This window comes from Streptomyces sp. NBC_00271 (genome assembly GCF_036178845.1).
Classification (GTDB): Bacteria; Actinomycetota; Actinomycetes; order Streptomycetales; family Streptomycetaceae; genus Streptomyces.
Genome location: NZ_CP108070.1, coordinates 11,157,593 through 11,171,354 on the forward strand (window position 1 = coordinate 11,157,593; position 13,762 = coordinate 11,171,354).

A 13,762-nucleotide genomic window follows, 5' to 3' on the forward strand; every position below is an offset into this window, starting at 1 on the left:
GTCAACAACCGGTGACGGCCAGTTCACGAAATACTTTCGGAAACGTGCCGGTGACACAACGGCGTCGCGTCCCAATACTGTCTCCCACCGGCTCACGCCTCATTGAGCGGAATGTGCATCCGTGGGCAATCGGGGCTGTCGGCCTCACACTCCGTCAATCGGCTGTTCTCGACAGGGACTTCGTGCCGATCCTTCCAGGGGAATTGCATTGATATAGAGATTGGTACGGAAGGCTCTCGCGTCGGCGACAGCCGTCGGCGTCGGCCTGGCGTTCGTCATCGCCTCCGCGGCGAACGTCTCGGCATATCAGCCGAGCTCGTCGAACTTGTATGTGGCGGACAATCCCGGCGCGTGCAACAAGAATCCCTGCGTTCTGTACCCGAAGTCGGCCCAGCTTCCGAGCGGCCGGATCGTGGCGGCGTTCGAGAACGATCAGACCGCCCCGGTGGGCCAGACGATGCCCGTCTACAAGAGTGACGATGAGGGGACGACGTGGCAGAAGCTGGCCGATGTCAAAGCACCGGCCTACCTGTCGAGTGACGCCAAGTACGCGAAGTACACGAGCAATTGGACGAACCCGTATCTCTATGTACTCCCGCAGAATGTCGGAAACCTGAGCGCCGGCACACTGCTTCTCGCGAGCGTGGTCTCGGGGGACGACTATTACTACGAGGAGCAGAAGGCCGCCAATTCCAGTTGGACGCCGTCCAGTGACGGCGACCGAAAGGACGTGGCGCTCGCGCTGTACTCCAGCACCGACGACGGCGCGACCTGGAACATCGTCAACATCATCGCCACCGGCGGCTGGCAGGGCGGCAGCGCGGGAAGCCTCGGGCGCGTCTCGACCGCCAACACCCACGCGCAGGTCGACCCGGTCTGGGAGCCGCACCTCGTCGCCCGGAACGGCCAACTCGTCGCCTACTACTCGGACGAGAACGACTACCTCGGCTACGACGCCGGCACCGGCGTGCCGGTCCTCGACCCGGACAACGACACCGCGTCGGACTCGGGCGGCCAGGTCCTCGTACACAGAACCTGGGGCGGCAACAGCACATCCTGGAGCGGACCGGTCGTCGACGTCCCGGGTTCCACCGTGGACCGCGGCAACGGCAAGACGGAGATCGGCGGCGGCCGCCCGGGCATGACGACGATCGCCCCGACCACCGACGGCACATGGCTCCTCACCTACGAGTACTGGGGCGGCGGAACGAACGTCCGATACAAGATCGCGGACGATCCCCTGAAGTTCTACGCAGCCGCCGACGCCCCGATCACCAACCTGCCCGTGCCCACCGGCGGACACACGCTGTCCGCGGGCGGCAGCCCGGTGCTCCTCCCGATGCCGGACGGACGGATCGTCTACAACGCGTCGGGCAGCGGAAACGTCTGGGTGAACGAGTCCGGTCTCAGCAACGGGTCCTGGAAGGAGTACCAGACACCGATCGCCGCCGGTTACAGCCGCACTCTCCAGTACGTCACGGGCACGGGACGCGTCCTCGTCCTCCAGGCGTCCTGGAGCGGCGGAAGCGTCGGGCCCGTGCACTATGCCGAGGTCGACCTCGGCCGGTCCGACGGTACCTACGACACCCTCGTCAACCGCCTGACCGGTCAGGTCCTCAGCCCCGACACCGGGAAGACGCAGGACGCGAACCTCACCGGAAACGTCCCCGACCTCGTCCTCAAGGCCCGGAACGCCACGGACGACTCGCAGCGCTGGCATCTCACGGCCAAGGGCGCCAACGTGACCCTGCTCAACAAGACCGGCGGCCGCTCGGTCGCGATCTGGACCGGCAGCGCGACGGCCGGGCAGAAGCTGGCCCAGTGGGTCGACGACGGCGCCACCGACAAGCAGTGGGCCCTGGTCTCCTCGTCGACCAGCGGGTACTACAAGCTCCGCTCGGTCAAGAACACCAGCCTGTACATGAGCGGAGCGACCGCGGGCGGTTCCGTCACCGTGGCGGCGTCGGCGGACGACGGCTCACAGGACTGGCAGCTGGTCCAGGACCCCCTGCCGACCGACGCGTCCTTCACCCTGAAGGGTGCCAACTCCGGCCGCTGCCTCGATGTCCCGAACGGCCAGACGGGCGTGCAGGTCCAGATCTACGACTGCTCGGGCAACACCAACCAGACCATCACCCAGACCGCGGCCGGCGAACTCCGCGTCTCCGGCAAGTGCCTCGCCGCGAACAGCGACGGCACCACCGCGGGTACCAAGCTCATCCTCTGGGCCTGCAACGGGAAGTCCAGCCAGAAGTGGTGGTTCCGTCTGGACGGTTCCGTCGTCAACCGCTCCAACGGTCTCGCCATCGACGTGACCAACTGGGCGACGGCCAACGGGTCGCCCGTGGAACTCTGGACGGCCCTCGGCAACGCCACCCAGAGGTGGAGCCGGGGATAGCCGGTTCGGGCGGGGTGCGTGCCACACCCCGCCCGAACCGGCTATCAGCGGGACCCGCCCGTGTGCCGGGGAACGGACGTCGACCGTCCGCAGCACCAGCTCCGTCGCCAGCTCGATCCGCGGGGACACCGGCGGTCGGCCCTCGGCGAGCTGCATGAGGACCCGAGTCGCCTCGTGCCCCAGTTCCTCGAACGGCTGGCGCACCGCGCTCAGGGGCGGACAGGCCATGGCCGCGACCAGGGTGTCGTCGAAGGACATGACGGCCAGATCGCCCGGTACGCCGAACCCCTCCTGGCGTGCGGCCTCCAGCACGCCGAGGGCCTGCGCGTCGCTGGCCGCGAAGACGGCGGTGGGCGGCTCGGCGGAGCGGAGGATCTGGAGGCTGGCGGTCAGCGCCTCGTCGTAGTCGAAGTCGGTGGAGCGGACGATCGACGGGTCGTAGCCGATACCGGCTTCCTCCAGGGCCGCCCGGTAGCCGTGCAGGCGAGCCGCCCCGGCCAGGGAGTGCGAGCGGCCGGCGACCATGCCGATCCGGGTGTGCCCGAGCCCGAGGAGGTGCTGCATCGCGTCCCTGGCGCCGTTCCAGTTGGTCACCCCGATGCTCGGGATGTCCAGGGACGGCGCGCTGAGCGGGTCGATCAGCACCACCGGGAGGCGCTGCTCGACGATGCGGCGCTGGTCCTCCTCGGCCAGCATCGAGATCACGATGATCAGCCCGGCGGCACCGAGCGCCACGCACTCCTCCAGCCACCGGGAGATGGGCCGCCGACTCGTCGTCCCCGTCACCACGTTGATACCGAGTTCGCCGGCCGCGTCCACGATTCCGCGGGCGACTTCCAGCGTGTAGGGCCCCGACATGTCCCGGAACACCGCGATGATCTGCCGGGGTCGGGCGGGCTCCGGCTCCCACGGGCGGACGTACCCGTTGCGCGCCAGCAGCTCCTCCACGCGGGCCCGGGTCGCCGCACCGACGTCACGGCGCCGGTGCACGACCTTGGACACGGTGCTGAGAGACACCCCCGCCTCGGCGGCGATGCCCGTCAGCAGCCCGTACTGCGTCTCCAGATGAGCCTTGCCCTGAGCTGCCACCCGATGCCCGCCCCATTGCCGACACCGATGCGCCGAAAACGCATCGAATCCCTGGTCAGAACCTCCGCCGCAAGCTAACGGGACCGTGTGCCCAGGGGCAAGACCGGTGCCGCCGCTGCCGTGCCCGCCCGGCTACGCCCGCTCGACGGTCACCCGCACGGCGTGGTGTCGTACGACCGTCGCGTCCCGTTCCTCGCCGACGAGCCGGACCGTGCCCCGCGCCGGGGTGTCCAGGCTCGACGAACCCGCGTACAGCAGGATCTCGCCGGGCTCGACGACGCGGTGCCCCGCCAGGCCGGTGAAGGCCAGCCGGTCGGTGTGCACGGCGAAGCGGACGGTTGCGCTCTCGCCGGGGACGAGGTCGACCTTGGCGAAGGCCAGGAGCGCGCGTACCGGCCGGGTGACCTGGGCCACCGGGTCGACGGCGTAGAGCTGAACCGTCTCGGCGCCGGGCAGGTCACCTGTGTTCCGTACCTGCGCGGAGACGGTGAACTCCCCGTCCGTACACACCTGTTCGCGGTCGACGGCCATCCCGTCGATCTCGAAGGTGGTGTACGAAAGGCCGTGCCCGAAGGGGAACGCGGGGGTCGGATCGAGGTTGGACAGCCGGCTCTGCCGGTCGCCCAGCGGCGGGTGGAGGTAGGTGTGGGGCTGACCGCCGGGGGACAGGGGGAGCTGTACCGGCAGTTTTCCGCTGAAGTTCCCCGCGCCGGCGAGGAGTTCGGCGATCGCCCGGCCGCCTTCCTCGCCGGGCAGGAAGACCTGCACCGTGGCGGCGGCGTCTGCGGCGAACCGGCCCACGGCGTAGGGGCGTCCACTGCTGACCACCAGGACGACCGGCCTGTTGGTCGCGAGGACCGCCTCCACCAACTCCTGCTGTACGCCCGGAAGTCGAAGATCCTCGACGTCGCAGCCTTCGCCGGAGGTGCCGACGCCGAACATGCCGGCCTTGTCCCCGACGACCAGGACGGTCACGTCCGCGGTGGAGCAGGCCTCCACGGCGGCCGGAATGCCGGTGCGGTCCTCGTCGCGGATCGGGCAGCCCTGGACGAACTTTCATTCCACACCCGGTAGTTCAGCGGTCAGCGCGGTCCGCAGGGACACCGCCTCCACCCCGTTGCCGAGATCGTCGCGGTCGGCGAGGACGTGGTTGGGGAAGCTGTAGCAGCCGAACATGGTGCGGACGTCGTCGGCGCACGGGCCGATCAGCGCGATCCGGCCGGCCGGGGGGAGGGGCAGGGTTCCGTCGTTCGTCAGCAGCACGGCGCTCGACCGGGCGACCGCGCGGGCGAGTCGGCGGTGCTCCGGTTTGTCGAGGTCGAGCACCCCGGCGCGCAGGGCGGGCGGGCGCGGGTCCCAGTCGGGGTCGAGCAGCCCCAGCTCGAACTTCTGCCGCAGCACCCGCCGTACCGCCCGGTCCACCGCGCTCTCGGCCACCTGTCCCTTCTCCACGGCGTTCACCAGTGCCTCGCCGAAGCCGCGCTGGTCGGGCAGTTCGACATCCATCCCGGCCCGCAGGGCGAGCGCCCCGGCCGCGGGCAGGTCGGCCGCCACCCGGTGCGCGGTCACCAGGAACGGCAGCGACCAGTAGTCGGAGACGACGGTGCCCTCGAAGCCCCACTGGTCCCGGAGTACGGACGTCAGCAGCCACTCGCTCGCGGCGGGGGCCTCGCCGTCGATCTCGGCGTAGGAGTTCATGACCGACCCCACACCCGCGGCGACGAGCCGTTCGAAGGGCGGCAGGATGACGTCGAAAAGCTCCCGGCGGCCGAGCTGCGCGGGCGCGTGGTTGCGGCCGCCCATCGAGGCGGAGTACCCCGCGAAGTGCTTGAGGGTGGCGACCACCCCCGCGCTCTGCACGCCCAGGACATAGGCCTCGGCCATCTCGCCGACGAGATACGGGTCCTCACCGAAGGTCTCCTCGCAGCGGCCCCAGCGGTAGTCGCGGATCACGTCGACGACGGGGGCCAGACCCTGGTGGACACCGGCCTCGGCCATGTCGGAGCCGATGGCCTCGCCGACCCGGCGGATCAGGGCGGGGTCGAAGGTTGCCGCCATGCCCAGGGAGGTCGGGTAGATCGTGGCGCCGTAGGCGGTGAAGCCGGTCAGGCACTCGTCGTGCGCCATGGCCGGGATGCCGAACCGGCTCTGGTTCATGACCTGTTGCTGGTGCCCGGCCAGCAGCCGGGCGTGTTCCAGAGCGGGCCGGGGGAGGGTGCCGTAGGGGCGGGTGAGCTGGCCCAGTCCATGCCGGGCGGTCTCGTCGAGGTCACCGACCCGGCCGAAGTGGTTGCTGCCCGGGGCGACTTCGGGGCCGGTGGCATCGATGTCCTCCCAGGTGCTGCTCAGTTGCGCGACCTTCTCGGGCAGGGTGAGCCGGGCGAGCAGGGCCTCGACGCGCTCGTCGACCGGCAGCGCGGGGTCGGTCCAGGGGCGAACGGGCCCGGCGCTGTCTCCCGGGTGCGGGAGGCCGCCGTGGTCCGGCATGGTGGTCGTCATTCACGACTCCTCGGGGAGGTACGGGGGAACGCGTCGCGGCGGCCGGGCATGCCAACCCGGCCGCCGTCGCGGGACGCGTTGCTGAGACGAAGGTGGTGAGACGGGCGTGGCCCGCTACTTGGAGAATCCGGCGGTGAGGCCGGCGACGAGCTGGCGCCGGGCGAGCACGAACACCACGAACATGGGCAGCGTGGAGAGCACCACCGCGGCCATGGTCGCCGGAACGTCGATGCCGAACTGGCCCCGGTAGAGCGTCAGGGCGAGCGGCAGCACCGCCTTGTCGCCGCTCTGGGTGAGGATCAGCGGGAAGAGGAAGCCGTTCCAGACCTGGAGGCCGTCGTACACGGCGACCGTCACCAGCGCCGGGCGCGCCAGCGGCGCCGCGAGCGAGATCAGCATGCGCCAGTCGCCCGCGCCGTCGACGACCATCGCCTCGAACAGGGAACGGGGCACGTCCCGCAGGAAGCTCACCAGGATCATCACGGTGATGGGCAGCGCGAACGCCACCGACGGCAGCACGATCGCCGCCAGGCTGTCGTACAGCCGCATCCGGATGATCAGCAGGTACACCGGGATGATGACCGCCTGCAACGGGATCGCCAGTCCCAGCAGGAACAGCCGGAACGTCACCCGCGACCAGCGGCTGCCGGAGTTGCGGACGATCGCGAACGCCGCCATCAGGGCCGCGACGACGGTGAACACGACCGTCGCCACGGTCACGACGGCGCTGTTGAGTAGATAGGTCGCGAAGTCGCCGTCCAGGACGGTTCGGTAGTTCGCCAGGGTGGGGTGGCCGGGCGGGGCCAGCGGACTCGCGGTGGTGAAGTCCGTACCGCTGCGCAGGCTGGTCACGACGAGCCAGTAGACGGGCACGACGACCAGCGCCGTCCACAGCAGCGCGGCGCCGCCGGTGACGGCACGGCGCAGGGCCGTCGCCGCCCGGTGCGGCCAGGGGGCCCGCCGCGCCGTCGCCGGACACCCGGCGGCGTCCGCCCCGTCGTCCTTGCCGACGCCTGCGCGCGTCCGTGTCAGGGTGGTGCTCACAGGCCCTCCTGTTGGCTGTCCATCCGGGTGAACCCGGACAGGCGGGTGGTCAGCAGCGACAGACCGAGGCCGAACGCCACCAGCAGAGTGGCGACCGCGCTGGCCCGACCCATGTCGTGCGCCTGGAAACCCGTGATGTACATGGCCAGCGGCAGCACGCGGGTGGCGGTGCCGGGACCGCCGGTGCCGCCGGACAGCACGAAGATGAGGTCGAAGTACGTCAGCGAGCCCACCAGCATGAGCGTGCTGGACGTGACCATCGTGTACTTCAGTTGCGGCAGCGTGATGCGCAGGAACCGGGTCGCAGGACCGGCGCCGTCGATCGCGGCGGCCTCGTACAGCGCGGTCGGGATCTGCCGTATCCCGGCCTGGTAGAGCAGTGCGTGGAACGGCACGAACTGCCAGGCGATCACGAAGATCACCGTGTACAGCGCCAGGTCCGGCGAGCCCAGCAACGGCCTTGCCAGCCAGTGCAGTCCGGGCGTGGCACCGATGCCGAACGACGGGTCGAGCAGGGCCTGCCAGGTCAGTCCGATCGCCACGGCGGACAGCAGCAGGGGCAGGAACCAGAGCACCGCGAAGAGGGAGCGCAGCCGCCCGTGCGGCGCCTGGAAGACGCCGAGGGCGAGAGCCAGCGGTGTCTGGACCAGCCAGCTGATCACCATCACCTTGACCGTGAGCCACAGCGCCTGCCAGGTGGCGCCGTCCGTCAGGACGGAACTCCAGTTGGCGCCGCCGGCCCAGCCGATGGAGCCCAGGCCGTCCCAGCGGGCGAAGCCGAGCGGCACCACGCCCACGAGGGGAACCAGACCGAACAGACCGAAGAGGAGCAGGGCGGGGGCCGCCATGAGAGCGCCGCTGAAACGGCGCCCGCCACGGCCGGTCGTACGGGTCGTAGGGGTCGTACGGGGGGTGCGGAGCGTGGTGGCCACTACGAGCCCGCCTTGCTCATGTTCACGCCGAACTGCTCGGGCTTGATCTGCCGCAGGAACGACTTGTCGACGTTGGTCAGGAGCGGGTCGGCCTGGTCCGAGGGCAGGGCCTGGTCCCAGGAGAGCTGGAAGCTCGGGGCGTTCTGCACCAGGTCGTAGACGAACGTCAGCCACGCCTTGTCGGACGACTTCGTCGCCGCCAGCTTCGACTCCAGACCGTTGACCGGCGGCACGCTGCCCGCCGCGAGGTAGGCGTCGACCTGGGAGTCGTCGAGGACGTAGTCCTTCAGGTAGGTGACGGCAGCGGACTTGTGCCCGCTCGACGCGTTGAGCGACAGGAAGTTCGAGGGGTTGCCGACGATGCTCTTCGCGTTGCCCGCGCCTCCGGTCAGCGTCGGGAAGGCGACATAGCCCAGGTCCTTCTTGACGAAGTCCGGTGCGGCCTTGACGAGGTTGGCGTACTCCCAGGTGCCCATCACCTCCATGCCCGCCTTGCCGGTGTAGAGCAGAGCCGTGGAGGCGCCCTGGTCGTAGTTCACGGAGGAGGCGTTGTTCCCGAACGCGCCCGCCTTGGCCAGGTCCTGGAGGTACTGGTTGGCCTTGGTGACCGTCGGGTCCGTCCACGCCGTGGCGTCACCGGAAGCGATCTTCGAGAACGCCTGGGTCCCGCCCATGCGGTCGAGTAGGTACTCCAGGTACATCAGCGTCGGCCACTTGGAGTTCGCCGCGAGGGACAGCGGGATCACTCCGTCGCCCTTCAGCTTCCCCACGGCCGTCATCAGCTCGTCGTATGTCTTCGGCGGCTCCACGCCCGCGCTCTTGAGCACCTTCTTGTTGTAGTAGAGGACGACCGGGGCGAGGCCGTTGGCGGGCACGCCGTAGACCTTGCCGCCGAGGGTGGCGCTCTGCATCACGCTCGGCGTGAACCGGTCCGTCTTCACCTGTGCCGCCGTCAGCGCGTCGACCTTGCCCGCCTTGACGTAGTCGTCCAGCGCGCCGCCGCCCCAGCTGAAGAAGATGTCCGGTGCCTGGTTCGCGCCGAAGGCCACCCGCAGCTTCTGCTTGTAGTCGTCGTTCGCGTACAGCTGCAGCGTGATCTTCTCGTCGGGGTGGTCCTTGTTGTAGGCGTCGACGGACTCCTTGAGGATCGCCTGGTCGTTCAGTGCCCACATCGTCAGGCCCTTGGCCGACGTCGTCGTGGACGGTCCCGAAGTCCCGCACGCGGCAAGGCCGAAGGCCGCCGCGACGGTGACGGCGGACGCGATGACGCGCCGGGCTCTGATGTTCCGGAATCCGCGCATGTTCTGCCTCATCTCTCTGCACGCCGTGGGTGCGTCAGGCGGATCGGAAAGCATTACGAAAGGCTTTCGGATGTCCCGCCGAGGCGGCCTGCCTGCTGGATCGGGAGACTGACATGTCCTTCACACCCGGGACAAGGAGGGGAAATGCCTCGGTTACGAAAGACTTTCGTGAAGCGGACCCCGCCCGTGGACACGGGCGGGGTCCGGCATCGCATGCGCGGATGACCTCCTGCTTGCGCACACGCTCGTGGTCGTGCGCGGCATCTGCCGACAGGCGGTCGGCGGTGAGTGCTAGCTCTTGTAGGCCTTGAGCATGAACAGCCAGATTTCGCTGACGGTGGGGAAGCAGGCGACGGCGTGCCGCAGTCGCTTGAGAGGGATCTCGCCCGCGACCGCGACGGTCGCGGAGTGCAGCAGTTCGCTGACGCCGGGGCCGACGAAGGTCACCCCGAGGAGGACCTCACGGTCGAGGTCGACAACTATGCGGGCTTGACCCTGGTAGCCGTCGGCGTACAGGTTCGCCCCCTGGGCCTGGGCGAAGTCCACGTCGACCACGGAGATGCGGTGCCCGGCTCCGGTGGCCTGTTCGGCGGACAGGCCCACGGCAGCGGCCTCGGGGTCGGAGAAGAAGACCTGCGGCACGGCGTGCTGGTCGGCGGTGGTGGCGTGGTCGCCCCAGGGCCCGTTGTCGAGCGGCAGTCCCTTGGCGCGGGCGCCGATCGCGTCGCCCGCCGTCCGCGCCTGGTACTTGCCTTGGTGGGTGAGCAGGGCGCGGTGGTTGACGTCACCGAGGGCGTAGAGCCAGGTGCCGTCCGTTCCTCGGACCAGACAGGTCTCGTCGACATCGAGCCAGGATCCGGGGGCCAGGCCCACGGTCTCCAGGCCGATGTCGTCGGTGTGTGGCGCCCGACCGGTGGCGAACATGACCTCATCGGCCTCCAGTCGGCTCCCGTCGTCGAGGCTCAGGGTGACCGGGCCCGCCGGATCGGGGCGGCTCAGCCCGGTCACCGAGACGCCGATGCGTACGTCCGCGCCCGCCTCGGTGAGCCCTTGGGTGACCGCGTCGCCGACGAAGGGCTCCATCCGGGGCAGCAGCGCGCGGCGGGCCAGCAGGGTGACCTGGGCGCCGAGGCCCTGCCACAGGGTGGCCATTTCCACGCCCACCCCTCCACCGCCGACGATGGCGAGCCGGCCGGGCACCTGGCTGGAGTCGGTGCCCTCGCGGTTGGTCCACGGACGGGCTTCCTCGATGCCTGGTACGTCGGGCAGTACGGGGCGGCTGCCGGTGGCGATGGCGACCGCGTGGCGGGCGTCGAGGGTGCGGCGCCCGCCGTCGGAGGCGGTGACGGTCACCCGGCGCGGTCCGTCGATCCGGCCCTGCCCGCGGAACAGATCGGCGCCGATGGACTTGACCCAGTTGGCCTGCCCCGAATCGTCCCAGTCGGTGACGTAGTGATCACGCCGCGCGAAGACCCTGGCGGTGTCGAGCCGTCCGGTGACCGCCTGGCGGGCACCGTCGACCCGGCGTGCGTCAGAGACGGCGATGACCGGCCGCAGCAGTGCCTTGCTGGGCACGCAGGCCCAGTACGAGCACTCACCGCCCACCAGTTCACGCTCGACCACGGCGACGGTCAGCCCGGCCGCGCGGGCGCGGTCGGCGACGTTCTGGCCGACCGGGCCGGCCCCGAGCACGATCACGTCGTAGGTGTCTTCCGCGGTGTCTCTCGCGGCGGCTTCTGGAGTGATTTCGGGTGAAGTGTTCATGATTCCATCGTTCCTCGGGACGTGGCGATCCGCTCGGCTCACGGCCGACGGGGCGTGGCGGATCGCGAGTTCCCCTGTGGGCGGTGACGGCTGCGGCAGATCGGAGGCCGGTCAAAAACCGGGGAAGAGCGTCCGCAGGTCGTCGAGGGAGATCGAGCCGGTGGCGGTCAGGGGGTCCTGGGGGCGATTGCGGCCGTAGACGAGCCGCAGTGTCGACTCCGCGGGGCCGGTCAGGAGAGCGGTGGGGTCGGTGGGAGGGGCCGGGTAGAGGTGGAGTTCGGTGTCGATGTCGAGGAGCAGCGCTTGGCCGGGGTCGGTGAGCTCCACTCGTACGCGCTGCGGTGCGAGGCGGGTCAGGGCGTCGGCGTCGCGGAAGCGGGTGGCCACCAGGTCGATCCGCTCCCAGAGCAGCGCCACGTCGGGTGCGGCGAGCACTGCCCGCTCGTCCAGCGCCACCATGACGTCCCAGGCGTGTACGGCCTGCTCGGACAGCCGGTAGCCGGCGTACGACGCCAGATCGAGCAGTCCGGCGAAGTACGGGACGCGCAGGGACGTTCGCTGCCCGGGGCCGACCGTGTCCAGGAGCGCCAGATGGCGTTCGTCGGCCTCCCGCCACGCGGCGCGCTGTTCGACGGGGGACATCGCGTCCCACCGCTCCCACACCGGCAGGAGCTCCTCGCGGACCGGGCCCCGCTCGTCCCCCTTGAGGCCCCGTTCCACGAGCGTGGTGGAGATCTCCGCGCCGCTGCCCAGGTGGGACAGCACCTGGCCGATCGTCCAGCCCTCGGCGAACGAGGCCTCGGCGAGACGGTCGGCCGGCAGGTCGGCGACAGCGTGCCCCAGCCGCTGGGACGACTCGTGCAGTGCACCGATCCAGCGGTCGGCGGCGGTCACGCCTCGACCCCGCTTCCGTATGCCAGGTCGGCGGCGGTGAGACCCTCGAGCGCCATGCCCAGTTGGGTGCCTTCGGCCATGCGGCGGCTGATCCGCTGCCGCAGGGTGACGGCCAGATAGCGGGTGAGCAGTTGCGGCTTGGCGGCGAGCCGCTCCGCGAGTTCCTGGGCCCGGGGCAGCACCCGTTCCAGCGGCAGCACCTCGGCGACGGCGCCCCACCGTTCGGCCTGGTCGGCGGTGAACGAGCCCTGGGTGAGGGTGAGGTAGCGGGTGCGGTTGACGCCGATGGCCTCTTCCCAGGCGATCTGGATGCCGTCGCCGGGCACGATGCCGAAGGTCAGGTGGGGAAAGTCGGAGAAGACGGTGGTGTCCGCGGCCACGACGATGTCGGCCAGCAGCGCGTACTCGCTGTGTACGGCGGCCGGGCCGTTGACGGCGGCGACGATCGGCATCTCCAGGTCGACCAAGCGCTGCATCACCCGGCGGCCCTCGGCGACGGTGCGGTCCCACTGGGCGGGCTTGGTGATGTCCCCGAGGCTTGCGCCGTCGATCTCGGTCATGAAGCGGTCCCCGGTGCCGGTCAGCACCAGGACCCGGTTGTCCCGGTCCTCGCCGATCTCGAACAGGGCGCGGGGAAAGTCGGTGTGCAACTGTCCGCTGAAGGTGGCCGGGCCGCCGTCCGTGTGGAAGCGCAGAGTCAGCACTCCGGAGTCGGTGCGGCTCAAGGCGATGTTCTTGAAGGCGGTGAAGTATTCGGGTGTTGCGCCGGTCATGGTCACTCCTACGGTGGCGCGGCGCCATGGTGCGCCGCTCTTCCACACAAGCACCTCGGCAGGCCGGTTCGTAGCGTTCGCCCAGTCGCTCCGGGACCACCCTCCATCAGGGATGTTTATGGCATGCGGGCGTGCCGCGATCCGGCGATGTGGTGCGATGGGAACCATGGATCTCCGGGACATGCGGGCCTTCGTGGCGGTGGTGGAGGAGGGCGCCCTGTCCGCCGCGGCCCGCCGGCTCCACATGAGCCAGCCCCGGCTCTCCCAGATGGTGCTCGCGCTGGAGCGGGAGTTCGGCGTCGGCCTGTTGGTGCGCAGTTCGACCGGGGTCCAGCCGACCGAGGCCGGCACGACTCTGCTGGCCGAGTCCCGTGCGGTGCTCGCCCGGTACGACCAGGCCGTCGCCGTCGTCGCCCGGCACGCCGCACCGGGTGGCTCCGTCCTGCGGCTCGGAATCCCGCTCGAACTGCCCCCCGGGTTCCTGACCCGCCCGCTGGCCGCACTCGCGGACGCATGTCCCGAGACTCGGGTGGAACCCCGGCACATGTCCACGGCGGACCAGACGGCGGCCCTGCGCACCGGAGAACTCGACATCGGCCTGCTGCGCGAGCGCCCGCCCGGGGGCGACCTGGACGCGATCAGGGTCATGGAGGAGCGGCTGGGCGTGCTGCTCGCGGCCGAGCGGGCCGCCGAACTGTCCGGCCCGGAGGGTGTTCGGCTCGACTCCCTCGCCGGACTCCACTGGGTCGGCTTCCCCCGCTCCGGAAGCCCCGCCTGGTACGACGAGGTCACCGCCGTACTGCGTGGACACGGCATCGACATCGAGGCCTCCGCCGTGGGAGGGCAGACGCTGCTTGCCGAAGTGAAGCTGGCGGCGGTGAGCGACGGGACGGCCTTCGCCCTGGCCCCGCCGCACTGGTTCCACCCCTTGCCCGAGAACGTCGAGTGGCAGCCCCTGGCAGGGAGCCCTCTGGTGCGTCGGACCTGGGCGGTGTGGCAGGCCAGGTCGCACCGACAGGACCTCGGGCATTTCGTGGTGGCGCTGGGGAACGACACGGGCGACTGACC

General features: G+C 70.3%; 8 protein-coding genes and 2 pseudogenes. 2 read left to right on the plus strand and 8 right to left on the minus strand.

What is annotated here, in order from left to right; all coding sequences use genetic code 11:
- Positions 1 to 220 precede the first annotated feature (220 nt).
- Positions 221 to 2,398 carry a ricin-type beta-trefoil lectin domain protein gene (locus tag OG798_RS50875; protein WP_328759638.1) on the plus strand — a complete coding sequence of 726 codons (2,178 nt, stop codon included), beginning with the start codon at positions 221 to 223 and terminating at the stop codon, positions 2,396 to 2,398.
- Between the two features lie 147 nt (positions 2,399 to 2,545).
- Here OG798_RS50875 and OG798_RS50880 read toward each other — a convergent pair.
- From OG798_RS50880 to OG798_RS50920, 8 genes and pseudogenes are all read right to left on the minus strand, one after another.
- Positions 2,546 to 3,487 (minus strand): annotated as a pseudogene (locus tag OG798_RS50880) (LacI family DNA-binding transcriptional regulator); the annotation flags it as partial.
- A gap of 132 nt (positions 3,488 to 3,619) precedes the next feature.
- Positions 3,620 to 5,974, minus strand: a pseudogene (locus tag OG798_RS56855) (glycoside hydrolase family 3 N-terminal domain-containing protein).
- Positions 5,975 to 6,100: 126 nt separating this feature from the next.
- On the minus strand, positions 6,101 to 7,030 hold the full coding sequence (locus OG798_RS50895) for a carbohydrate ABC transporter permease (protein WP_328759640.1): 930 nt from the start codon (positions 7,028 to 7,030) through the stop codon (positions 6,101 to 6,103).
- Entirely contained in the window at positions 7,027 to 7,878 is an 852-nt protein-coding gene (locus OG798_RS50900; protein ID WP_328760199.1) for a carbohydrate ABC transporter permease, read from the minus strand. Before OG798_RS50900 ends, OG798_RS50895 begins: the two co-directional genes overlap by 4 nt.
- A gap of 83 nt (positions 7,879 to 7,961) precedes the next feature.
- The gene (locus tag OG798_RS50905; RefSeq protein WP_328759641.1) at positions 7,962 to 9,263 is read right to left on the minus strand and encodes an extracellular solute-binding protein; all 1,302 of its coding nucleotides are present in this window, start codon (positions 9,261 to 9,263) and stop codon (positions 7,962 to 7,964) included.
- 291 nt (positions 9,264 to 9,554) lie between these two features.
- Positions 9,555 to 11,027, minus strand: coding sequence for a dihydrolipoyl dehydrogenase family protein (locus tag OG798_RS50910; RefSeq protein WP_328759642.1), 1,473 nt, complete (start codon positions 11,025 to 11,027; stop codon positions 9,555 to 9,557).
- Positions 11,028 to 11,138: 111 nt separating this feature from the next.
- Positions 11,139 to 11,921, minus strand: coding sequence for a maleylpyruvate isomerase family mycothiol-dependent enzyme (locus OG798_RS50915; protein ID WP_328759643.1), 783 nt, complete (start codon positions 11,919 to 11,921; stop codon positions 11,139 to 11,141).
- A complete protein-coding gene (locus tag OG798_RS50920) occupies positions 11,918 to 12,694 on the minus strand; it encodes an enoyl-CoA hydratase/isomerase family protein (RefSeq protein WP_328759644.1) in 777 nt (258 codons plus the stop codon). Before OG798_RS50920 ends, OG798_RS50915 begins: the two co-directional genes overlap by 4 nt.
- A gap of 166 nt (positions 12,695 to 12,860) precedes the next feature.
- On the opposite strand from OG798_RS50920, the gene OG798_RS50925 reads away from it, so the two are divergent.
- Positions 12,861 to 13,760, plus strand: a complete 900-nt coding sequence (locus tag OG798_RS50925; protein WP_328759645.1) for a LysR family transcriptional regulator — start codon at positions 12,861 to 12,863, stop codon at positions 13,758 to 13,760.
- Positions 13,761 to 13,762 lie beyond the last annotated feature (2 nt).